21 protein-coding genes and 1 other RNA gene are annotated in these 24782 nt (G+C 32.0%); 11 read left to right on the forward strand and 11 right to left on the reverse strand.

The genetic code is table 11. The features are described from left to right. Nucleotides 1-93 precede the first annotated feature (93 nt). The 3 genes from fsa to ffs form a co-directional block, all read right to left on the reverse strand. A complete protein-coding gene (gene fsa / locus E0F76_RS12485) occupies nt 94-750 on the reverse strand; it encodes a fructose-6-phosphate aldolase (RefSeq protein WP_132006453.1) in 657 nt (218 codons plus the stop codon). 135 nt (nt 751-885) lie between these two features. Next, the gene (locus E0F76_RS12490; protein ID WP_132006456.1) at nt 886-1689 is read right to left on the reverse strand and encodes an SDR family oxidoreductase; all 804 of its coding nucleotides are present in this window, start codon (nt 1687-1689) and stop codon (nt 886-888) included. Between the two features lie 120 nt (nt 1690-1809). Continuing rightward, an RNA gene (gene ffs, locus E0F76_RS12495) (signal recognition particle sRNA small type) lies at nt 1810-1907 on the reverse strand. A gap of 87 nt (nt 1908-1994) precedes the next feature. On the opposite strand from ffs, the gene E0F76_RS12500 reads away from it, so the two are divergent. Beyond that, complete coding sequence (locus E0F76_RS12500; protein ID WP_132006459.1) at nt 1995-3044, forward strand: glutaminyl-peptide cyclotransferase; 1050 nt, start codon at nt 1995-1997, stop codon at nt 3042-3044. A gap of 11 nt (nt 3045-3055) precedes the next feature. Then, nucleotides 3056-4297 (forward strand): imidazolonepropionase, encoded by a 1242-nt coding sequence (gene hutI / locus E0F76_RS12505; RefSeq protein WP_132006462.1) that lies wholly within the window; start codon nt 3056-3058, stop codon nt 4295-4297. 51 nt (nt 4298-4348) lie between these two features. Here hutI and E0F76_RS12510 read toward each other — a convergent pair whose 3' ends face one another. After that, the gene (locus E0F76_RS12510) at nt 4349-5230 is read right to left on the reverse strand and encodes a hypothetical protein (RefSeq protein WP_132006465.1); all 882 of its coding nucleotides are present in this window, start codon (nt 5228-5230) and stop codon (nt 4349-4351) included. Between the two features lie 92 nt (nt 5231-5322). Between E0F76_RS12510 and E0F76_RS12515 the strand changes: the two genes are divergently transcribed. The 3 genes from E0F76_RS12515 (at nt 5323) to E0F76_RS12525 (ending at nt 8396) form a co-directional block, all read left to right on the forward strand. After that, complete coding sequence (locus E0F76_RS12515) at nt 5323-6366, forward strand: formimidoylglutamase (protein ID WP_132006468.1); 1044 nt, start codon at nt 5323-5325, stop codon at nt 6364-6366. Between the two features lie 116 nt (nt 6367-6482). Next, complete coding sequence (locus E0F76_RS12520; RefSeq protein WP_132006471.1) at nt 6483-7736, forward strand: DEAD/DEAH box helicase; 1254 nt, start codon at nt 6483-6485, stop codon at nt 7734-7736. A gap of 192 nt (nt 7737-7928) precedes the next feature. Then, a complete protein-coding gene (locus E0F76_RS12525) occupies nt 7929-8396 on the forward strand; it encodes an Hsp20/alpha crystallin family protein (protein WP_132006474.1) in 468 nt (155 codons plus the stop codon). A gap of 41 nt (nt 8397-8437) precedes the next feature. Here the strand turns inward: E0F76_RS12525 and E0F76_RS12530 are convergent, their stop codons facing one another. The 3 genes from E0F76_RS12530 to aroC all read right to left on the reverse strand — a co-directional run bounded on the left by E0F76_RS12530 (nt 8438) and on the right by aroC (nt 13125). Further along, on the reverse strand, nt 8438-10543 hold the full coding sequence (locus tag E0F76_RS12530; RefSeq protein WP_246022054.1) for a tetratricopeptide repeat-containing hybrid sensor histidine kinase/response regulator: 2106 nt from the start codon (nt 10541-10543) through the stop codon (nt 8438-8440). Nucleotides 10544-10784: 241 nt separating this feature from the next. Further along, nucleotides 10785-12059, reverse strand: a complete 1275-nt coding sequence (locus E0F76_RS12535) for a dicarboxylate/amino acid:cation symporter (protein ID WP_132006480.1) — start codon at nt 12057-12059, stop codon at nt 10785-10787. A gap of 4 nt (nt 12060-12063) precedes the next feature. Next, entirely contained in the window at nt 12064-13125 is a 1062-nt protein-coding gene (aroC, locus tag E0F76_RS12540; protein ID WP_132006483.1) for a chorismate synthase, read from the reverse strand. Nucleotides 13126-13451: 326 nt separating this feature from the next. Here aroC and E0F76_RS12545 point away from each other — a divergent pair, with 326 nt between their 5' ends. Beyond that, entirely contained in the window at nt 13452-13964 is a 513-nt protein-coding gene (locus tag E0F76_RS12545) for a hypothetical protein (RefSeq protein ID WP_132006486.1), read from the forward strand. A gap of 52 nt (nt 13965-14016) precedes the next feature. Here E0F76_RS12545 and E0F76_RS12550 read toward each other — a convergent pair whose 3' ends face one another. Beyond that, nucleotides 14017-14442: a protease complex subunit PrcB family protein gene (locus E0F76_RS12550; RefSeq protein ID WP_132006489.1), complete on the reverse strand. Its 426-nt coding sequence runs from the start codon at nt 14440-14442 to the stop codon at nt 14017-14019. Then, on the reverse strand, nt 14439-15572 hold the full coding sequence (gene bshA, locus E0F76_RS12555; RefSeq protein ID WP_132006492.1) for an N-acetyl-alpha-D-glucosaminyl L-malate synthase BshA: 1134 nt from the start codon (nt 15570-15572) through the stop codon (nt 14439-14441). Before bshA ends, E0F76_RS12550 begins: the two co-directional genes overlap by 4 nt. Nucleotides 15573-15889: 317 nt before the next feature. Here bshA and E0F76_RS12560 point away from each other — a divergent pair, with 317 nt between their 5' ends. From E0F76_RS12560 to E0F76_RS12580, 5 genes are read left to right on the forward strand one after another with little or no spacing between them, the layout of a single operon-like run. Beyond that, nucleotides 15890-17362: a sodium:solute symporter family protein gene (locus E0F76_RS12560; RefSeq protein ID WP_132006495.1), complete on the forward strand. Its 1473-nt coding sequence runs from the start codon at nt 15890-15892 to the stop codon at nt 17360-17362. Next, nucleotides 17343-17777 carry a GNAT family N-acetyltransferase gene (locus E0F76_RS12565; RefSeq protein ID WP_132006498.1) on the forward strand — a complete coding sequence of 145 codons (435 nt, stop codon included), beginning with the start codon at nt 17343-17345 and terminating at the stop codon, nt 17775-17777. The genes E0F76_RS12560 and E0F76_RS12565 overlap by 20 nt, the downstream gene beginning before the upstream one ends. A 6-nt stretch (nt 17778-17783) precedes the next feature. After that, nucleotides 17784-18938, forward strand: coding sequence for an amidohydrolase (locus E0F76_RS12570; protein ID WP_132006501.1), 1155 nt, complete (start codon nt 17784-17786; stop codon nt 18936-18938). Further along, entirely contained in the window at nt 18928-20079 is a 1152-nt protein-coding gene (gene alr, locus E0F76_RS12575; RefSeq protein WP_132006504.1) for an alanine racemase, read from the forward strand. The genes E0F76_RS12570 and alr overlap by 11 nt, the downstream gene beginning before the upstream one ends. Continuing rightward, nucleotides 20079-21152: an alanine/ornithine racemase family PLP-dependent enzyme gene (locus E0F76_RS12580; RefSeq protein WP_132006507.1), complete on the forward strand. Its 1074-nt coding sequence runs from the start codon at nt 20079-20081 to the stop codon at nt 21150-21152. Before alr ends, E0F76_RS12580 begins: the two co-directional genes overlap by 1 nt. A 240-nt stretch (nt 21153-21392) precedes the next feature. Here E0F76_RS12580 and E0F76_RS12585 read toward each other — a convergent pair whose 3' ends face one another. Both E0F76_RS12585 and E0F76_RS12590 read right to left on the reverse strand, forming a co-directional pair. Continuing rightward, nucleotides 21393-23411, reverse strand: a complete 2019-nt coding sequence (locus E0F76_RS12585) for a heavy metal translocating P-type ATPase (RefSeq protein ID WP_132006510.1) — start codon at nt 23409-23411, stop codon at nt 21393-21395. A 196-nt stretch (nt 23412-23607) separates the two neighbouring features. Next, nucleotides 23608-24735 (reverse strand): efflux RND transporter periplasmic adaptor subunit, encoded by a 1128-nt coding sequence (locus tag E0F76_RS12590; protein ID WP_132006513.1) that lies wholly within the window; start codon nt 24733-24735, stop codon nt 23608-23610. Between the last annotated feature and the right edge of the window lie 47 nt (nt 24736-24782).

Raw genomic sequence — 24782 nt, forward strand, 5'->3', positions numbered from 1 at the left:
TATTACTAATATATTTTAATTCTATTTAAATTAAAAAGCAAAACCCCATAAAATTAATTTTATGGGGTTTTCTATAAGAATAAATGCAATAAATTACTTATTTCCTTTTTCGAAATCAGCAACAAATTGTGCCAATCCAATATCCGTTAGTGGGTGTTTCAACAAACCTGCAATGGCAGACAATGGTCCTGTAATTACATCTGCTCCAATTTTTGCACAATTTACAATATGCATGGTGTGACGTACAGAAGCTGCAAGAATTTGAGTTTCGTAACCGTAGTTATCATAAATCAATCTGATTTCTTCAATAAGCGCCAAACCATCTGTTGATATATCGTCTAAACGACCAATAAAAGGAGAAACATAAGTTGCTCCAGCTTTTGCAGCCAATAATGCTTGTCCAGCTGAAAATACCAATGTTACATTAGTCTTAACTCCCTTTTCCGAAAAATATTTAGCAGCCATAACACCTTCTTTTGTCATAGGTAATTTTACTACAATTTGGTCATGTAAATCTGCTAATTCTTCACCTTCTTTGATCATTCCATCATAATCAAGTGCATTTACTTCTGCACTTACATCTCCGTCCACAAGGTTACAAATGTCAACATAATGTTTCAAAATGTTGTTTTTTCCAGAAATACCTTCTTTAGCCATCAATGATGGATTAGTTGTTACCCCATCTAAAACACCTAATGCTTGTGCTTCTTTAATTTGTGCTAAATTCGCTGTGTCAATAAAAAATTTCATAATATATTTATATTTAAATTGTGTATTCTTTTTTTTGGGCGTGACCACAAGGGTCAGGCTCTACATTACAATCTCCCGTGAAAAACGGGAGGATTTCCATTGCGATCCTTCACGCAAATAAAAAATCGCTGCAAATTACAACTTATAATGATTCATAAGCATTTTTTCATAGACTTTATCAGGCATAATACGTTTCAGTACTATAGAAAACTTCTGCATAAACACCCCTACTTTATAATGAATACTTGGATTTGGGTTCTGAATTATTTTATAAACCGCCTCAGCCATTTCATTAGGATTACTCCCACTATCAACGTGTTCGTCCATCATTTTCAACGTATTTCCATACGGAATTTCATATGCCGAATCCTTAATTAGAGGAGCATGAAAACGTCCTGAAGCGATATTTGTCGCAAAGTCACCAGGCGCAACATTGGTGATATTTATTCCAAAAGGCTTTACTTCCATTCTTAATCCTTCTGTAATCAACTCTAACGCTCCTTTTGAAGCAGAATAAACACTGCGATAAGGCAACCCCATATAACCAGCAATCGAAGTAATATTAATAATCAAACCAGAGTTTTGAGAACGCATTTGGGGCAGCACCGCTTTCATAACTTCAATAGGTCCAAACAAATTAATTTCAAAATTATTCTTGATTTCTACTGTTGGAATTTCTTCCAATGGACCAGTAATACCAACTCCAGCATTATTAATAACAATATCCAATTTTCCAGAAATGGCAACAATTTTGGATACAGCCGCAACTATAGAATCTACATTTCGAACATCCAGTTTAACCAATGGGAAAACAGAATTCAAAATGCGTTCTGGATTTCTGCTGGTTCCATAAACTACAAAACCTTTGTTGTGCAAAAATTCGCCAATTGACTTCCCTATTCCCGAAGAACCGCCAGTAATTAGTACTACTTTTTCCATTTTAGATTATAGATTTCGGATTATAGATTTGAAGAACGAAATAAGTCCAAAAATAAAAAAATCACGCTAAAAGGCGTGATAAATATCTATAAAATTACTTTGTAACTTCTTATAATTAAAAAATGGCAAGCGACCTACATCGCACCGCTCAACCACTTACCCTTGCTATGTTCCCATCCTGGGGGATTCTGCAGGAGCTGGTCGTGTAGGACTTGCCGGTGCAAATATACAACCTATTTTATATTTTACAAGTGCTTTGTACCTATAAAATAAGGTTGTATCTTGCATTTCAAAAAAAATATTTTATGAGAAATTATAACTTCCTATTTATCATTTTATTAGGAACTATTTTAGCTAGTTGTGGTGGTACAAAAAAAGGTGAAAATTCTTTATTTACTTTTAATAATTCTAATTTTAAAGCAAATTATATCCTTCAAGATGCAATTGAATTAGGTGTTTTAAATCCAAATACTAAAAATATTGATAGTATAGCCTATTATGTAAATAACAAAAAAGTAGGTGCCGCAAAAGGAAATTCTAAAATATCCTTTAATCTAAAAGACCAAAAATTAGGGTATCAGTACTTAAAAGCTGTTGTCTATTTTGAAGGCGAAAACTCCGAAGCTATTGCAAGAATTGAACTAGTTTCCAGCATCCAACCTAAATTATTAAAATATACTATCATAAATAAATACCCTCATGACATTGGCTCTTTTACAGAAGGTTTAGAATTTTACAAAGATACTTTGTATGAAAGTACTGGACTTAACGGAAAATCATTCCTTAGAAAATACGATTATAAAACAGGTAAAGTCTTCAAGCAAATTGATTTAGATTCACAATATTTTGGAGAAGGTATTACATTCCTAAACAACAAATTATATCAATTAACTTGGCAAAATAAAACTGGTTTTATTTATAATGCCACTACATTAAAACTAGAAAAAACATTTAAATACGATAAAGACATTGAAGGTTGGGGAATGACAAATGACGGAAAATACATTTATCAAACGGATAAAACCGAGAGAATTTGGAAAATGGATCCCGAAACTCAAAAAATGATTGATTATGTCAATGTATATTCCGGAGATTCAAAAATACCTAGCATCAACGAATTAGAATGGATTAATGATAAAATATATACTAATGTATGGCAAAAAGACGCCATAGCTGTTGTAAATCCAACAACAGGTGCTGTTGAAGGAATTTTAGACATGTCAGGATTGAGAAAATTCATCAAAAACCCTGAAGCTGAAGTCCTAAATGGAATTGCCTACAATCCAAAAACAAAAACCATTTTTGTAACCGGTAAAAACTGGGATACTTTATTCGAAATAACCGTTTCAGAATAATTTTACATTAAATGAAAACCCTAATTATCAACATCAAGGAATTAATTCAAGTGCGGGACAAATCCGTATTGAAAGTTTCTGGTGCTGAAATGGCAGTTTTACCCACTATTAAAAACGCCTATTTAGTCTTACAAAATGATCTCATTGCCGATTTTGGTTTTATGGAGGATATGCCCGAAGATTTAAATCCTGAAAAATGCATTGATGCTTATGGTAAAATGGTTTTACCTGCTTGGTGTGACAGTCATACGCATCTAGTTTATGCAGGAAATCGGGAACAGGAATTTGTGGATAGAATCAATGGCCTTAGCTACGAAGAAATTGCTAATCGTGGTGGAGGAATATTAAATTCAGCCAAAAAACTGAACGAAACTAGCGAAGAAGAAATCTACGACCAATCGAAAGTTCGATTAGAAGAAATCATGCGATTAGGGACTGGTGCTCTAGAAATAAAATCAGGTTATGGATTGACTGTGGATGGTGAACTGAAAATGCTCCGTGTTATTCAAAAATTATCCAATAATTATCCAATAACTATAAAAGCCTCTTTTCTTGGCGCTCATGCATTTCCATTGGAATTTGCTAAAAATCATCAAGGCTATATTGATTTAATTATTAACGAAATGCTTCCCGAAATTGCCAAAAACAAATTGGCTGTATATATTGATGTGTTTTGTGAAATGGGTTATTTTACCGTCGAAGAAACAGAACAAATTCTAGAAGCAGGAATCCGTTTTGGCTTAATCCCAAAAATTCATGTAAACCAATTTAATTCTATTGGCGGAATTAAAGCTGGAATAAAATACAATGCCCTAACAGTAGATCATCTTGAAGTAATGAAATCGGAAGATATAGAAGCATTAAAAAATAGCAAAACAATGCCAGTTGCATTACCTTCTTGTTCTTATTTTCTTGGAATTCCATATACTCTATCCCGAGAATTAATTTCAAGCGGATTAGCTTTGGCGCTTGCAACCGATTATAATCCGGGCTCTACTCCATCTGGAAATATGAACTTTGTGGTTTCGACAGCATGTATTAAAATGAAATTAACTCCAGAAGAAGCCATAAATGCTGCAACGATAAATGGCGCTTATGCCATGGGAATTTCAAAAACTCATGGAAGTATCACCATTGGTAAGAAAGCCAACCTTATTATCACTAAACCTATTTCTAGCTATTACCAACTGCCTTATGCATTTGGCAGTAATTTAATTGACGCTGTTTTAATTGAAGGTGAGGTTTTTATATAAAAAAAGAGGAGCAAAATTGCTCCTCTTTTTTTAATCTATTTTGAAAATTGATTATTTCAACGTAAAACTTGTTTTAGAAACCAATTCGTTTTTATCGAATACATTTACAAAGTACGTTCCTTTTTCGAAATTTTTCCCTGGTAAATCTTCTGAAACTTGAACTGTTTTGTTTTCATATTTCACATTAGTAATAAAACTATAAGTTAATGATTTTTCACCAAAATTTTCTGTTTTCTTGTCACCTAAAACATTGTTTTTACTGTCAATAACTTGAACATAATAGGTTTTATCTCCTGATTTGGCAATTTTATTTTCGGCAATTGTAAAACTAATTTTTAGCATATCTGCTCTTCCAGCTTTTTCAGTTTCAATTTGTTTACCTGAACTTCTCAATTTGTAAGCTGAAGTTTTCATGTTTAAAACTGTCAATTTAGAACCTAATTCAACTGTTTTAGAAAGGTCTTCGTTTTGACCAACTAAAACTTCATTGTATTTTTTTGATTCCCCTAATACAACTACAGTGCTATCTCGTTGTGTTGTTAATACTGTGTTTTGTTTTTTCAAACCTTCATTTTCTGCCATTAAATTTTTCATATTGGCTTGCAAAGCGAAAAGCTGTGTTTTGTATTTTGAAACATCCCCTTTTGAATGTTTTATATCATTCATTAGATTCACAACTTTGTCTCTTTCTTTAATTAATTCTTCTGACATCGACGTGTTTTCAGCAATAGCAGCATCATAGGTAGTTTTCAAATCCTGCAAATCTTTCATAACAACATCTTTTTCAGATACAGATTTTGCTAACTCTGTTTGCACTAGTTTTGTATTTGAAGATAATTTATATATATAAACTAGACTTCCTACCAATAGAATTGCTAAAATGGCTATAATTACCTTTAGACTTGAGCTTGAATTGTTTTGTTGATCTTCCATATTTTATTTTTTTTATTACAAATTTAATAATATAATTTGACCTATAAACGAATTCTAAACATTTATATTATATTTGATGTATATAATTTTTTATGGAGAAACTTATCCCTTTTACAATAAACGACCTTGCTAAAGCTACAAACCACAGAAGTGGAGAAATAAAATTTGGAGAAAAAATGATTACTATTCCAAAAGGAATTGATCCAAGTGAATTTCTAAAAACTTCAGATGCAAAATATGTGCTATTTGGAATCCCCGAAGATATTGGCATAAGAGCTAACTATGGCAGACCTGGTGCAGCATCGGCATGGCAAAGTGCTATAAAAAGTATTGCCAATATCCAACACAATAGATTTTGTAAAGGGAGCCATTTACTTGTTTTAGGTCAATTAGATGTAAGTCAAGAAATGAAAGATGTTGAAAATTTAGATTTCAATATATTCAAAGATCGAACTAGGCTTAGTCAATTAGTGGAAATAATTGACAAAGAAGTTTCTCATATTATTTACACAATCGTAAAATCAGGAAAAATTCCAATTATTATTGGAGGTGGACATAATAATTCATACGGAAACATAAAAGGAACAGCTCTCGCCAAAGGAAAATCAATAAATGCTGTTAATTTTGATGCTCATTCAGATTTTAGGATACTTGAAGGACGACATAGCGGAAATGGTTTTTCCTATGCATATGAAGAAGGTTTTCTGAAAAAATATTTTATTTTTGGTTTACATGAAAGTTACACTTCAAAAAGTGTTTTAGATATTATTAAAAAATCGGAAGAACGTCTGCGATATAACTCTTATGATAGTATCAACATTCGCAAAGAAAAAGATTTTAATACTGAGCTAAATAATGCCTTAAAATTTATTGAAAATGATTATTATGGAATTGAAGTTGATCTTGATGCAATACCAAATATTGCAAGTAGCGCAATGACATTAAGTGGTTTTTCAGTTGAAGAACTTCGTCAGTTCATTACTTTTTTCGGTAAAAATAAAAACGCAGCCTATCTTCATATTTGTGAAGGTGCACCTGATTTAGGCGATGAAAAAAACAATCAATTGATAGGAAAACTTATTGGCTATTTAATAACCGATTTTATAAAATCAAACAATAGTATTCCTCTATTATAAAAAAAATCAGCTCTATTTCCACCTCTAGAATTATTTTCTAATTTCTGTCAATAATTTAAATCCTATCTTTGCGGCACTATCTATGCACCTAATACTGGATATTTAATACACAATATATGTTATTCGAAGATTTATCACTTTCAAAAAGTATACAAAGAGCCGTATTTGAGCAAGGCTATACCCAACCCACCCCTATTCAAGAACAATCTATTCCAATAGTTTTAGCAGGAAGAGATTTAATAGGCTGTGCCCAAACAGGAACCGGAAAAACGGCCGCTTTTGCTATCCCAATAATTCATCAATTGCATCGAATTGTAGGCTCTTCTAAAAAAGCCAAACAAATACGTTCCTTAGTGGTAACACCAACTAGAGAATTAGCAGTTCAAATAGGGCAAAGTTTTGATGTTTATGGTAAATATACCAACTTAACCCAATTAACTATTTTTGGAGGAGTTTCTCAAAACCCACAAGTAGATACACTACGTAGTGGTATAGATGTTCTGGTAGCAACTCCCGGACGATTATTGGATTTACACAAACAAGGTTTTATAGATCTTGATCATTTACACACCTTAGTACTGGATGAAGCTGATCAAATGCTTGATATGGGATTCATTAATGATGTCAAAAAAATTGTAAAGCTTACGCCAAAAAACAGACAAACCTTGTTGTTTTCGGCTACAATGCCAATAGCAATCCGTGAACTAGCAGAGATGTTCTTGCAAGATCCTGCAAAAGTAGAAGTTTCTCCCGTTTCATCTACTGCAGAAAATGTGGAACAAAGAGTTTATTTTGTAGAAAAAGGGGAAAAAAGAAACCTATTGTATCATTTAATAAAAAATGAAAATCTGTCCGATGTTTTGGTTTTTTCAAGAACTAGACATGGAGCTGATAATGTGGTTAAAGCATTACGAAAAAAAGATATTCCTGCCGAAGCCATTCATGGTGACAAATCACAAAATGCAAGACAACGGGTTTTAGATGCTTTCAAAAACAAAGAAGTTGGAGTTCTTGTCGCAACCGACATTGCCGCTCGTGGAATTGATATCGATCAATTGCCGATTGTTATTAATTTTGATTTACCAAATATTCCAGAAACTTACGTTCACCGAATAGGAAGAACAGGTCGCGCCGGAAATGAAGGAGTTGCTATTTCGTTTTGCAGTAAAGACGAACATCAATATTGGAAAGACATTCAAAAATTGATAAAAGTAGATGTAAAAATAGTAAGTGATCATCCCTATCCTTGGCATTCAGGTAATCCGGAAACAGCTCCTGCTTCCGCTCAAAACAATTCAAACAGAAGTGGTGGTGCACATAAATCAAGAAAATCTAGCGCATCAAAACAAAACAAAAAACGATGGTATTAATTTCTTAAATATTCCATTATTTCATTATTTAAATCATCTTTTGGCTAGTTCCAAAAGATGATTTTTTTTTATTACTAAGCTTCTTATCACCAACGTATTATGTGTTAACAAATTGTTATATAACTTTTGAAAATGGCTCTTTATTATTAATTTTACATAGATAAATTATTAACTTATATAACATTAAATAGTATGGAAACTTTAGTAAAAAGAAACGGATTATTTCCGTCACTGGCTAACAAATCCGTTAATACGTTTTTTGATGATTTTATTACAAAAGATTTATTTGATTGGACCGATAAAAATTTTGTAGCATTAGGCAGCAACCTTCCTTCAGTAAATCTAAAAGAATCAGATACAAAAATAGAAGTGGAGTTAGCGGCTCCTGGAATGAAAAAAGAGGATTTTAAAGTTGAAATCGAAAATGACGTATTAATGATTTCTTCAGAAAAAAAAGAAGAAAAAGAAGAAATTAGGAAAAAAGACAATTACGTACGAAGAGAATTTAATTATCAATCTTTTTGTAGAACTTTTAGTTTGCCTGAATCTATTGATGAAAATAAAATAGAAGCAAACTATAAAGATGGTGTTCTTCATGTCGTGGTTCAAAAAAAAGAAGGAGCTAAAAGAAGAGCCTTAAAAAGCATTCCTATTAAATAAATCTTGAAATTAGCTTTAATTTAAAACAGAAAACGCTGGCGTTATTGCACAGTGTTTTTTGCATTATATATTTGGTAATTAATAACTTGGAAAAGGTTTAATGCTTCAAATGGTTTTATCATTATATCATTCATCCCTGCAGAAATTGCTTCTTCAGTTATTTCATCTTTTGCAAAAGCAGTCAACGCAATAATAGGTGTTTCAATTCCTTTTTGACGAATTTTTCTAGTAGTTTCAAAACCATTCATCAAGGGCATATTGATATCCATCAAAATAATGTCAAAATCCTCTTTGTCTAATATTTCAATTGCTTGAAATCCATCGTCAACTAAAGTGCAATTTCCGTTATTTTTTTCTATAATTCTTTGGGTTATCATTTGGTTAATTTTATTGTCTTCAACCACTAAAACTCTATATATTTCACCTGAACTTAAATCAACATTTATATTATTTATAAATTCAATTGTTTTTGCAGGATCATGCACAAACGCAATTGTGAATTTGAATGTAGATCCATATCCTATTTCGCTTTCAACCAAGATTTCACTATTAAATAACTCTAACAATCGTTTTACAATGGCTAGACCTAGGCCTGTTCCTTGATAATCATTCTCATTTCTTCCAACTTGCACAAATTTATCAAATATTTTATCTAAGTCTTTAGCAGCTATTCCTACTCCGTTGTCTTTAATTATAAATTCGATATAATTTGAAGTAAATTCTACTTTTTGTAATTTTACATGTATTTCAATAACACCTGCTTTAGTGAATTTCAAAGCATTGCCAATCAAGTTTATTAATATTTGAGAAAGTCTTAATTTATCACCAATTAAATATTCTGGAATTGAAGGATCAATTGTTAATTCAATAGTGTTATTATTATTTTTTGCTAAAAAAGAAAGAGAGTTTTTAATCAATCGTATCTCATCAGAAATATTGAAAACAAAACTTTCTAAATCAACTTTCTTTTCTTCAATTTTATTGATATGTAGAATATCATTTACAAGAGACAATAAATATTTTGCAGAGAATTTCAAAGAAAATAAATGGGGGCTATTTTCAAGCTCTTTGTGTTCGTCTAAAAGCATGTTTGTAATACCAATCACGCCATATAATGGAGTTCTCAATTCATGACTCATTGTAGAAATAAATTGTGTTTTTACATGATCCGCTTCTTCAGCTTTTTCTTTCGCAATAATTAATTCATGATTTGTGAGTAGCAATTCTTTGTTGATTTTTTTCTTGTAATTATAGTTTTTGTATAACGAAAAAAAGAAAAATAATAATGTGATTAATACTACAATAAAAAGAAATACAATAATTAGAGATTTTCTTAGATTTTCAGACTGTAACTTATTCTCAACTTCAATTTTGTTGACCTCTCTTTTATACTCATCCAATTCAACATTAACGCCTGCTACATTAGCTTTGTTAAGTTTATCAGTAGCGTATATTTCGTCTTTAATTTTATTATAAAGAACCAAATTATGATATGCTTTTTCAAAATCTTTGTTTTTAAATAAAAATTTGGAATACTCTAGATGTGAATAAGACAAATCCGATTTATCTTTATTTATTTTCCCAAGTTTTATAGCATTTATAAAGTAATATTCTGCTTTTGATTTGTCTCCTTTATTACTAAAATACATTCCATTAAGCATATTTAAGCAACTTTCCGTCGCGCTTTTACCAAATTTTGATTGATTTTTATTAACATACTCTAAATAAGGCATGCCTTTTGTAAATAAACCAATATCAAAATAAGCCCATGTAATATTCAATTTAGTAAATAGAATTTGTGCTCTATCATTTGTTTTTTGGCTATATACCAAGGATTTTTTAAAATAATAAATTCCTTTTTCATATTGCTTTTTTTCAAAACAATATATATTTCCTAAATTATTATTGATGTAATTTTTAATGGTATCATTATCTGTTTTATCGGCATAAAATAAGCCTTTATTATAGTAGGATATGGCTTTATCAGTTTCAGATAATTCATCAAGATTTGCAGCAATTATATTATAAGAAACAGCAATTAAGCTGTTGTCATTACTATTTGTAGCGTAATGTAATACTTGTCTTGATGTAGATATTGATTTTTCAAAATTTCCTTCTTTAAGAAATTCAACAGCTTGTTTTGCCATTGATACAATTTCTTTTTTAGTAGGTGATTTAGTTTGTGCAAATAAGATACTACTGAAAGGTTTCAGCAAAATTAAAATAAAAATTAAAACTCTTATTTGAAACATAAAAATAAAATGTACATCAAATATACTTTTTATTTTAATTAAATGAATGAATTATAAGTCTTTTCTTAAAACATTACTAACTTATATATTTAAATTGAAATACAATAATAAATTAGTAGTTCATTAATCCCATTATTTAAACTTCATTTACGACATTTAATTTTCCAACCGATTTTGCGACTATTGTACTAGCTATTGCATCACTAGTAACATTAACAACGGTTCTGCACATGTCTAATGGTCGGTCGATGGCAAAAATTAATGCTAATCCAGCTTCAGGAATTCCTGCTTGACCCAAAACAATTACTAACATTACCATTCCAGCACTGGGCACTGCTGCTGAACCAATTGACGCTAAGGTTGCTGTAACAATAATCATCAATTGAGTTTGTATATCGAGTTCAATTCCTAGTGCTTGGGCTATAAAAACCGCTGCAACGGACTGATATAAACTAGTTCCATCCATGTTTACAGTAGCCCCTAGTGGCAAAACAAAACTGGCAACCTCTTCGTCAACACCAACATGCTCAATAACACATTCCATTGTAACTGGAAGTGTTGCCGCACTAGAACTTGTTGAAAAGGCCAATAATTGTGCTGGTGCAATTGCTCGAAAAAATTTAATAGGAGAATATTTTGCAAAAACAATAAGTAAGGTTGGATATAAAACAAACACCATTAAGGATAAGCCAAATACCACTGTTAATGCATAAATTACTAATGCATTCAGAGTAGAAAAGTCCTGAATTTCAACAATAAGTGAAGCCATTAAAGCAAATACTCCTATAGGAGCTGCGATCATAATTAAATCAATAATTTTCAAGATTACGTCATTCATTCCCTTAAAAAAATCGACAACTGGTTTTGCCTTCTCTTCTTCAATTAAAATCAATCCAATACCTATCAATATTACAAATAATATAACTTGTAACATGGCCGCATTATCTGTCAAAGCATTAAAAAAATTATCTGGAACGATATCAACTAATGGTTGCAAGGGTCCTTTACTCTTCGCAGTCTCTGCTAATTCAATTTTTTGAGCTGCATCGCTAGCAAAATTTTCTAGTAGACTTTTTCGAGATGATTCATTAATATACTTACCTGGTTGTATTAAATTAGCTAAAACTAGACCAATAGTAACAGCAGTTATGGTCGTACATAAATACAAAACTATAGTTCTTCCACCTAATTTGGATAACTTAGAAATATCTTTTAGATCAGAGATACCAACAATCAATGAAACTACTATTAATGGAACTGCAATCATTTTTAATAAATTAATAAAAATCGTTCCAAAAGGTTTAATCCAATCGATAACAATACCTTTTTGTTCTAAGTTTTTCATTAAAAAACCAAAACCTAAACCCAAAATCATTCCGATAAGGATTTTCCAATGTATTGCTAATTTCATAGACCTATTTATATGTCTTGTTTATTAAATAAAAATCTGCAAGAACGATGGCCGCCATAGCTTCAACAATTGGAACTGCACGAGGTACTACACAAGGATCATGACGCCCTTTTCCTGTCATTTCTGTGATATTTCCTTTATTGTCTAATGATTCTTGTTTTTGCATAATTGTAGCTACTGGTTTGAAAGCTACTCTGAAATAAATATCCATCCCGTTGCTAATTCCACCTTGAATTCCACCTGAAAGATTCGTTTTTGTTGTTCCATCAGGATTATATAAATCGTTGTGTTCACTTCCTTTCATCTTAGCTCCACAAAAACCACTTCCAAATTCAAATCCTTTTACAGCATTTATGGAAAGCATCGCTTTACCTAATTCGGCATGTAATTTATCAAAAACAGGCTCTCCTAATCCAAGTGGCACATTTTGAATTACACAAGTAACTGTTCCACCAACAGTGTCTCCTTGTTTTTTTATAACTTTAATATATTCTTCCATTTTGGCTGCCGATTCTTCATCTGGACATCGCACTGGATTGTTTTCAGTTTTTGAAAAATCTAATTCTTGATACGGTTTTTCTAAAAAAATATGTCCTACAGAAGAAACATAAGCATTAAATTTTATATCGGGTAACATTTGTTTTGCAATGGCTCCAGCTACTACTCTACTAGCAGTTTCTCGAGCAGAACTACGCCCCCCACCGCGATAATCACGAATACCATATTTTTTTTCATACACATAATCAGCATGACTGGGTCTGTAATTGTCTTTTATATGTGAATAATCATCTGATTTTTGATTTGTATTCGGAATAATAAAACCAATTGGAGTTCCTGTAGTTTTACCTTCAAATATACCAGAAAGAAATTGAACGTCGTCCGGTTCTTTTCTTTGGGTAACTATAGCAGATTGTCCTGGTTTTCTTCGAGACATTTCAATTTGAATGGCTTCAAAATCTAACGCAATTCCAGAAGGACATCCGTCAATTATACCACCTAATGCTTCTCCGTGTGATTCTCCAAAAGTTGTTACTCTAAATAGAGTTCCGTAGCTATTTCCTGCCATTATTATTAGTTTTTAACAAAAGTACTATTTTAGATTAAAGTTTAAAACTTTATCCATTGATTTCAAGATAAAGTTTTAATAGCAGCTGAATTATTTATTACTTGTTACCAATAATGATGAAATTTGATTTCAATAAAAAATACAATTCAAAAAACATCATTTTAATTAACAAACACTCTGATAGAGCCACTTACAAATTTATTTTATTACCATTAAATTTACTTTGTTTTTAAAAATATGGTAATTATGTAACTTTTTTATATTATTGTATAATTTTTTTGTCAAATTTTAGTTACATCTTTGTATAAACAAAAAACAAATTAATTATGAAAAAGATTTTAATTTCGGCTATTATGTTAATAGGATTAACATTTACCGCACAGGCTCAGAAAATTTCAGAAAATGCTTTAGGATTACGTTTTGGAGACAGTGGTGGATTTGGTGGTGAAGTGTCCTATCAAAGAGCTTTATCTAGCAATAATCGTTTAGAATTAGACTTAGGTTGGAGAAACAGAAACAATTATAACAAAAATAGTTATGATGACAAAGCTATCAAATTGACTGGTTTATACCAATGGGTATGGAACATCGATGGTGGTTTCAACTGGTATGCTGGTATAGGTGGTGGTGTAGGTAGCTATGGTAGAAATTATTATGACAACAGAGTGTATGACAATACAATCTATGCTTTTGCAGCTGGAGATATAGGTATTGAATATAATTTTGATATTCCATTACTGATATCGTTAGATTTTAGACCAGAAATTGGTGGAAGTGGTGGTTATTACGATAACAATTATGGTTCTGATATTGCATTAGCAGTTAGATTTCAATTCTAATATAAAATTTATTTAAAATTTGATCCCATTAACTTACGTTAATGGGATTTTTTTATTTTATAATAATTTCTTTTTTTGAATTAATTTTCAAAATAGTGTAGGGAGTCGTTATAACTTGAGTGCTAATTGCATTTTTGTCAGGACTAATTTCTTTTAATGTGATTATGATGTTTTTTTCAGTTTCAACTACACTTTCCACTTTTACCCCATAACCTTCGGATGTTTTTTCTCCTAAATTCAGGACAATAAAATTAGAGTTTTGAATGTCGTTTGAATTAATTTTATGTTTGAGTTTTTCATCATTTTGCAACATGGTAATTTCATTTGGCTCTGATAAAATTTCAAAAAAACGAATATTAGCTCCACCATCTGACTGTTCTGTCAAAATTTCAAACAGTGGCTTTTTTACATTCTTTTTAACAGATGTTGCACAAGAAAATAAAATAAGACTTAACAATAGTATAATAGCTTTTTTCATGAATACTTATTTATTGCTTTTTGATACAAATCTTCATACAATGGTAGAATATTCTTGATGTCAAATTGTTTCGCTACTGACAAGGCATTTTTTTTGAATTCAGCCAAAACAGCATCATCTTTTAGGATTTTTAAAGCGTTTTCCGCCATTTCTTTGGTTTTACCTACATTACTCAAATACCCTGAAATTCCAGCCAAATTTACTTCAGCTAAACCTCCAGAATTACTCGAAATAACAGGAACTCCCCACGCCATTGCTTCAAGAGCAGCAAGACCAAAACTTTCCGTTTCTGATGGTAAAAGGAACAAATCAGTATAACTTAGAATTTTATCAATTTCGTTACTGTTCCCAAAAAAGATCACTTTGTCTTGAATACCTAATTCTTGACACAAATGTTCTGCTTTCTCCTTTTCTGGTCCATCACCTACCATCATTAATTTGGCAGAGATATGCTTTTGAATTTTATAAAACACTTTAATTACATCAGGAATTCGTTTTACTTTTCTAAAATTACTAATATGAGTAATAATTCTTTCCTTTTCAGTTGCCATAACGGAACGACGGCATGAGATACTTGGATCGATTGTATTTTTATCCAATTCAATAAAATTTGGAATAACCTGAATTTCATTTTTTATTTTGAACAATTTCAAGGTATCGTCTTTCAAACTTTGTGACACCGAAGTAACATAATCCGATTTATTAATACTGAAAGTAACAGCCGTTTTATAAAAAGGATGATTGCCCACTAATGTAATATCAGTTCCGTGAAGAGTAGTAATCATAGGAAGATTAATTCCTTCATCTTTGAGCATTTGCTTCGCCATATATCCCGCATAAGCATGAGGAATAGCATAATGTACATGAAGCAATTCAATTTTATACAGTTTTACCATATCGACCAGTTTGCTTGACAAAGCCAATTCATAAGGTTGAAAATGAAAAAGAGGATATTCTGGAACGTTTACTTCGTGATAATGAACATTGGGGTTAAGTAAAGCCAAACGAACAGGTTGACTATACGTAATAAAGTGAATTTCGTGTCCGCGACGAGCTAATTCTAGCCCTAATTCAGTTGCCACAACACCGCTTCCACCAAAAGTAGGATAACAAACAATTGCAATTTTCATGTAAATAATTTAAAATACGAAAATAAGTAAAATAGAACTGGTTTTTGATAAAAAAGCCTTAATTTATTGGTAATAATTCAATTTTACAAAAAACTGGTTTTTCACATTAAATAGCTTCTTGGAAATAATTTTATTATATTTGTAATCAATCATTGATTTTCCAGGTTAAAATTAAATTATTTCCAATATTTAATTCAATCCTTTCTACAATTTCTTTTCTAGAAATTAATAAAAAATCATTCTGTTTTGCAGTGCGCTGCCTCTTTTGCCTTTTGGAAAAATTCCATTTACAGGCTATTAAATAATCAAAATTTAAAATGCACATAATAGATTATCTAATCTTCGTTGTTTATATGCTCGCTATGTTGGGAGTTGGTCTTTATTTTTTCAAAAAAAACAAAAATGCCGAAGATTTTTACGTAAGTGGCAGGAATATGAGTAGTTGGCATATTGGTTTATCCGTTGTTGCTACTGATGTTGGCGGCGGATTTTCAATAGGTTTGGGTGGACTCGGTTTTACAATGGGAATTTCTGGATCATGGATGTTATTCACTGGATTACTTGGTGCATGGTTAAGCGCAGTTTATTTAATTCCAAAAGTGAGTGCATTAGGACATACTTATAAGTTTTTTACATTTCCACAAATTTTCAATTATTTCTATGACGGACGAGTGGCTTTATTGGCCGGAATTATTTCGGCTATAGGATATATTGGATTTACCAGTTCTCAAGTATTGGCTGGAGCCAAATTAGCTTCAGCAACTATAGAAGGGTTAAATATACAAACTGCACTCATTGTCATGGGCGCTATTGCCGTAATCTATACTGCAATCGGAGGATTGAAAGCCGTTATATACACAGATACTATTCAGTGGTTAATATTAATCTGTGGATTAGTTTTTATTGGAATTCCTATAGCATATACTGCCGTTGGCGGTTATGATGTCATCAAGGCTACTTTAGCTCCCGAATATTTATCCTTAACCAATGTCAAATGGTATCAAATTTTAAATTGGTCGATCACCATTATCCCTATTTGGTTTGTGGGAATGACTTTATACCAACGAATATATGCTAGTAAAGGCGAAAAAGAAGTTAAAAAAGCATGGTTAATTGCTGGAATTTTCGAATGGCCCATCATGGCTTTTATGGGCGTAATTTTGGGAATGCTTGCTAAAGTTGCTGCCATTAATGGCTTATTTGACGGTATTACGAATGCTGCATCAATGGATAGTGAAATGGGATTGCCTATTTTACTTGCCACTGTTCTTCCGGTTGGGCTAATGGGATTGATGCTTTCCTCCTATTTTTCGGCTATACTTTCTACCGCTGACAGCTGTTTAATGGCCGCTTCAGGGAATATTGTCACGGATATTATCGCCAAATTTTCTAAAAAAGAATTATCTCATAAAAAAGAATTACAACTTTCGCAAATTGTTACCCTACTGATTGGTGTATTTGCCATCGTACTGGCGTCCCAAATGCAAAATGTTTTGGAACTTATGCTCTATTCCTATGCCTTTATGGTGTCCGGTTTATTCATTCCCGTTCTTGGTGCTTTATTTTGGAAGAAAAGCCATCCAATTGCTGCTTTTTGGAGTATGCTTTTTGGAGGTGGAACTACTATTTTACTAATCATTACTAAAAATAAATTACCTTTAGGAATAAAACTGCCAGAACACTTGGATGCCAATCTTTATGGAATGAGTATTTCGCTTCTTTTATTCGTTACACTATCAATTTATCATTATAATAAAAAAGAAAGACAAAATGGAATTCAAACAAATTAATTATACTTCAGGTGAAGACAAAACCTATCCGAATCAAGTCATTGCTGAATTTCTTTATACTCATTTAGAAGAATATGGAGATAAGGTTGAAGACATTTTAAAATGCATTGACTTTGTTATGAATCCCGCCAAAGGAGGAAATATAGTTGTAGGTATTGATGAAAATAAAATTGTAGGCGTTGTAATATTAAACAATACTGGAATGAAAGGTTTTATTCCTGAAAACATTTTAGTGTATATCGCCGTTGATAATAGTCAAAGAGGAAAAGGATATGGTAAACAATTAATGCAAAAAGCCATCTCAATTGCCGAAGGGAATATTGCATTGCATGTAGAGCCAGATAATCCCGCCAAAATACTCTATGAAAAACTAGGATTTACCAACAAATACCTTGAAATGCGTCTCATCAAATAATCCAAAATGGAAAATTTAGACCTACATATAGCATCTGTTATCAAATTACGAAGGGAATTACATAAACATCCTGAACTATCTGGAAAGGAATTTAATACAGCAAAAAGAATCCTTTCGTTTCTTGAAAACTTTTCGCCAGATGAAATTAGAACTGAAGTTGGAACAACAGGAATTATTGCAATTTATAAGGGAAAAAAAACTGGAAAAACTGTTTTATTTAGATGTGAACTGGATGCATTGCCCATTGAGGAAATCAATACTTTTGAACATCGATCCATTAATAATGGAGTTTCACATAAATGCGGACATGATGGTCATATGGCTATTTTATGCGGATTGGCTACCAAATTGTATCAAAACAAACCTAAATCTGGTACCGTTATTTTATTATTTCAACCTTCTGAAGAAGATGGAAAAGGCGCTAAAAAAGTAATTTCCGATTCAAAATTTAAAGCTTTAAAACCCGATTTTGTATTTGCTTTACATAATTTGCCTGATTTTACAAAAAATCAAATTGTAGTCAAAAACGATACTTTCACCTGTGCAGTTAGTAGTATTATAATCAAATTAAAAGGAAAAACAGCCCATGCAGGAGAACCTGAAAAAGGAATAAACCCTGCATTAGCAATTGCGGCAATTATTAATCAATTTAATTCTAAAATTCAAGCGGACATTACAAAAGAAGATCATTGTCTCATTACCCCTATTTACATCACAATGGGCAAAAAAGCGTATGGAGTTTCGGCAGGAGCTGGTGAAGTCCATTTTACGGTTAGAAGTAACAGTAATTTACAAATGAAAATGAACAAAGTAACTTTAGAAAATATTGCTCAGGCTGTCGCCAATGAATATCTTTTAGACTCTAGTATTAATTGGATACAAAGTTTTGAAGCGAATGAAAATAATGCAACTGCAGTAAACTATATTAGAAATGCAGCAAAAAGTAATAATCTCGAATTATTAGAAAAAGAATTTCCTTTTACATGGGGTGAAGATTTTGGATTGTTTACGCAGCATTTCTCTGGTGCCATGTTTGGTCTAGGTTCAGGCAAAAATACAGCCGCTTTGCACAATCCTGATTATGATTTTCCCGACGATATAATCAAAACTGGAGAGTCCCTTTTTTATCAAATAAGCAAACAAATTACAGATGCATACTAATTCACTTATAGAACTAAACCAAAAAGCATATCAAACCAATATTGATTTTCTAAAAAAAACATTTGGAGATAAAATAACACTTTCTTCGGTCGTCAAGGGAAATGCTTATGGTCATGGTATAGGCGAATTTGTAACGATGGCTTATGGATATGGCGTGACTCACTTTTCCGTTTTTGATGTGGAAGAGGCGAAAGCAGTTTTTGCAGCACTGCAAGATAAAGTTACCATAATGGTTATGGGTTTGGTAAAGGACGAAGACATGGAATGGGTAATTGGTAATGCTATTGAGTTTTTTGTATTTGACAAAAATCGATTAACTAAAGCTCAAAAAATAGCTGAAAAGCTCCAAAGAAAAGCCATTGTTCATATCGAAGTAGAAACTGGAATGAATCGGACAGGTTTCGAAAAAAGTGACTTAAAAAGTGTGTTAGCTATTCTAAAGAAAGAAAAAGAGCACCTCTTTTTCAAAGGACTTTGTACTCATTATGCTGGAGCTGAAAGTTTGGAGAATTATGATCGGGTAAACCATCAAATCAAAAAATTTGAAGAAATTTATCAATACTTCTGCACGAATGATCTTCAACCTGAGATGAGACATTCTGCCTGTTCTGCCGCTTCTATTATTTTCCCGGAAACCAGAATGGATTTAGTCCGAATTGGAATTATGCAATACGGATTATGGCCAAGTCCTGAAGTTTTCGCCAGTTTTTTAAACTCTAAAAAGGATAAAACAAATCCATTAGAACGAGTTATTACATGGAAAAGTACCATAATGAGTATAAAAAAAATTAACTCAGGCAGTTTTATCGGCTATGGAACCAGTTATCTAGCAAAAAGAAAAATGAAAATTGCAGTAATACCTATTGGGTACGCTCATGGATATAGTCGCTCTTTGAGTAATCAAGGCAGAGTTCTTATCAATGGTCAGCCCTGTACTGTGGTTGGCTCAGTAAACATGAATATGATTTCTGTTGATGTTACAGAAGTCGATACAGTAAAAAAAGAAGATGAAGTTGTTTTAATAGGAACACAAAAAGACTTATCTATTTCGGTTGCGTCTTTCAGTGATTTCAGCAACCAACTTAACTATGAATTATTAACCCGAATTTCTAAAACAATTCCACGCAAAATTATAAAATAATGGCTTTTATCGAACTTAACAGACAGAAATTAGAAGAGAATTATGCTTTTCTAGATACTATATTTAAATCAAGAGGTATTGAATGGGGTGTTGTTTCAAAAATGTTATGTGGAAACACATTATATCTCAAAGAAATTATAGCCCTAGGAGCTAGAGAAATTCATGACTCTAGAATTAGTAATTTAAAAAAAGTTAAAAAATTAGATCCAAATATTCAAACGGTTTATATCAAACCGCCTGCAAAACGGAATATTGAAAAAATTGTTAGTTATGCTGATGTCAGTTTTAATACCGAAATTTACACCATACAATTACTCTCGGAAGAAGCCATAAAGCAAAACAAAACTCATAAAATTATCATTATGATTGAAATGGGTGATTTACGTGAAGGTGTAATAGGTGATGAATTAATTGCCTTTTATGAAAAAATATTATGTATGCCAAATATCGAAATCCGAGGGATTGGCACTAACTTCAATTGTCTAAGTGGCGTAATGCCAACTCAAGATAAATTGATTCAGCTAAGCTTATACAAACAGCTTATTGAAGCCAAATTTAACATACAAATCCCTTGGGTTTCTGGAGGGACTTCTGTTGCAATTCCTTTGATTCTAAAAAACGCACGTCCCATGGCAGTAAATCATTTTCGAATTGGTGATGCCTTATTCTTTGGCAAAGATCTTTTTACAGGCGGAACTATTGAAGGAATGCATAATGATGTCTTTAAACTCTATGCACAAGTTATTGAAATTACCGAAAAACCCAATATGCCAACTGGAGAAATTGGAGAAAATGTAGCAGGAAACACTTTTTCCATGAGTGGTGTAGAGAGTTTTGGAGGCACTTCATTACGTGCCATTTTGGATATTGGATTATTAGACATGCAACCGCAATATATCGAAGCTGAAGACAGCGAAATAATTGTAATAGATGCCAGTTCTGATATGATGGTAATGGATATTTCAAATTCTAAAGTAAACTATAAAATAGGTGATTATGTCCCTTTTAAAATTCAATATATGGGTGGTCTTTATCTTTTGAATTCCGATTATGTAGAAAAAACAATTGGTTAAAAATAAAATTAAGTTGAAATAACATAATAAAAAAAATGAGTCCTAATTAAAGGGACTCATTTTTTTATATAAATTAATATCCACAATTCCATTGTATTCAAATCCACTTCTTATGAGGGTGAAAATTTAACGCTTAGCCTCTGGATTTAAGCAAAAGCGAGGCCATAACTAATATACATATCAACAAAAAACATGGAATCAATATAAAGTAATAATTATTTATTTTAATTGTAGAAGCAATTAAAACTTCATTCGTTGTATTCTCACAGCGTTTAAAATAGCCAATAAAGCCACTCCAACATCAGCAAAAACAGCTTCCCACATAGTAGCTAAACCTCCTGCTCCAAGAACAAGAACAATTGCTTTTACTGCAAATGCTAAACCAATGTTTTGATACACGATTTGCTTGGTCTTTTTACCAATATTTATGGCTGTAAAAATTTTTGTAGGCTGGTCATTTTGAATGACAATATCAGCACTTTCGATAGTAGCATCACTTCCCAAGCCACCCATTGCAATTCCGGCATCGGCAAGTGCAACTACTGGCGCATCATTGACACCATCGCCTACAAAGGCTATTTTTAGGTTTTGCGATAGTAATTCTTCGACTTTTTCTACTTTGTGTTCAGGCAACAAATCTCCATAAGCTTGATCGATATTTAATTCGTTGGCAACAGCATCAACAACAGCTTGCTTATCGCCTGAAAGCATTACCGTTTTGATATTTAACTTGTGTAAACTTGTTATAGCTTCTTTTGCATCTTCTTTAATCTCATCGGCAATCAAAAAGTAGCCGGAATATTTTTGATTGATGGCAATGACGATAATCGTAAAAGGGATATTCTCGATTTCTGCATCATAACTGATATTAAATTTATTCATTAGTTTTACATTTCCAACTAAGATTTCGTTTCCATCCACTTTCCCTTTTAGTCCATGTCCTGCAATTTCTTGGACATCGGTTACGGATACATTTTTTTCTGAACCTTTTGCATATTCGATGATTGCTGTTCCTACCGGATGTGTGGATTTGGTTTCTAAAGCTGCTATATATTTTACTAAATCAGCTTCTGGAATCTCGACGGCAACTACTTTTTGAACTTTGAAAACACCTTTGGTCAATGTACCTGTTTTGTCCATAACGACCACTTTAATAGTTGCCATTATATCTAGAAAATTAGACCCTTTGAACAAAATTCCGTTTTTGCTTGCTGCTCCAATACCGCCGAAATAGCCCAATGGAATGGAAATTACCAGCGCACAGGGACAAGAAATCACCAAAAAGACTAATGCCCTGTACAACCAATCGTTAAAGTTGTAATTTTCGACAAACAGCATTGGAACTAAGCAAATGGCAATAGCCGAAAATACTACTGCTGGCGTATATATTTTGGCGAATTTTCTAATGAATAATTCGGTTGGTGCCTTTTTAGCTGTTGCTTCTTGCACCATTTCTAAAATTTTAGATAATTTACTGTCAGTGTACTCAGCAGTTACTTTTACGAGAACAACTGTGTTCAAATTGATCATTCCAGCAAGAACCGTTTCGTCTTTTTGTTTGGCATCAGGTTTACTTTCACCTGTTAGTGCCGCTGTGTTGAACGAGGCTGTATCAGAAAGTAATTTCCCGTCTAATGCTAGTTTTTCGCCCGGTTTTAATTGAATCACTTCTCCAATAGTAATTTCAGTTGCTTTTTTAGAAATCGCATTTTCGCCTTCCATTACAATTGCGGTATCTGGTCTTTGATCTAATAATAATTTGACATTTAATTTGGCTTTTTGAACTGCCAAAGTTTGAAAAATTTCACCAATTGCATAAAATACCATTACAGCTACACCTTCGGGATATACGCCTATAGCAAATGCACCAATTGTAGCAATACCCATTAGTAAAAATTCTGAAAATATTTCTCCTTTACGGATACTTTCAAAAGCTTCTTTTAGCACTGGAAAACCTACTGAAATGTAGGCGACACTATACCAAACTATTCTTATCGAAGCGGTAAACCAATTTGGTGTAAAATAGTTGTCAAAAGCAATAGCAACAACTAGTAGTGTAAAACTTATGATCGCTGGTAAGAACATTTGAAATGTAGTGCGGTCGTCTGCTGAAGGGTAGTGTCCATCATCGTCAGAATGTTTGAGTTCATTCTGAGATGAGCAACAACCACTTTGAATATCATTTTTTTTGTTTGGTTTTTCTTTTAATGCGCAGCAAATTTGTTTGCCATTTTCGTCATTTTTATGTTGGTCTTTCATGTTTTTTATTATTAATTTTCAACTCCGCTACTATTTGGTCAATTCGGACATTAAATAACAGGACTTCTTAAATTACTGCTTATGCAATGGTAGAAATTACCAAACCTTACATTCTTTAAATCAGACTTTTGTAGCGATTAAATTCTTTTTTTTTATGAAGATTAACTGTGTAACATTCGTTTGAAAAAAGTTTTATTTATTCCTCTACATTTTTCATTTTCATTAAAAGTGAATAAGCCCCTTTTATTACAATATTAGCGTCATTCAAATCGTCTGAAAGAATTTCAGTAAATCCATTTTTACTATTTCCTGTCGTAACTACTTTCATTTCAAATTGCTTGTTTGCCTTGGTAACAAAAACATAATTTTTGTTTTCATGACTAACAATGGCAGCTGATGGTAATACATTTGATTTTTGACTTTTTAATTCAATTTCAGCATTCATATACATTCCTGGCAACAAACTTTTATCATAATTGACAAAATGGCAATGCATTTCGGTACTCCTGTTTTCAGAAAAATCTTTTCCAATTAAAATGATTTTACAAGGATATTTTTTTTCTGGATTGGTGTTGGTGTAAGCTATAACCGATTGATCAATTGCTAATTTATTGATGTCTTTTTCAAAAACGGTCAGCGCTAAATGAATATCGGTTGGATTTACAATTTCATATAAAATATCGCTTGGATTTACATATTTTCCAATGTTTACATTCACTTTTGATACATAACCACTTATTGGTGAATAAACATTAATACTTTTTGATATATTTTTTGCAGTTACATTTTTTGGATTGATCCCTGCAAATTTTAGTTTTTCGCCATAGGATTGTACCTTAACAGTAAGTGAATTGTATTCGGCTTGTGCCAGTTGATATACTTTATCACTACTAGCTTTGCTTTGATTCAGTTCTTTTTGACGTTCAAATTCAGCTTTGGCATACCCAATTTTTGCTTTTGCTAATAAGTAATCTTCTTGCAATTGAATGTATTGTTGGTCTTCTACTACGCACAAGACTTCCCCTTTAGCAACATGCATTCCTTCTAGAAGTTTAGTACTTTTTAAATAACCTCCCATTGGTACACTTATAGATACTAAATTTTGAGGTGGTACTTCTATTTTTCCGTTTAGTTTTAGTGTTTCTGAAATTTCTTTTTGCTCGATTTTACCTGTTTCAATACCTGCATTTTTGATTTGTGCATCGGTAAGTGTCGTAGTGTTTTCAATATTTAGGTTTTCAGTTGTTTCTACTTCAGATTTTTTATTTCCACAAGAAATAAGGAATAAAAGGACTGTAAGGGTGATGAATATCTTTTTAAACATAGCTTTTTTATTTTTATTTTGGATTTGCTTTACCTGTTCGCTAAAGC

This window comes from Flavobacterium cellulosilyticum (genome assembly GCF_004349355.1).
In the GTDB taxonomy this organism is placed as follows: Bacteria; Bacteroidota; Bacteroidia; order Flavobacteriales; family Flavobacteriaceae; genus Flavobacterium; species Flavobacterium cellulosilyticum.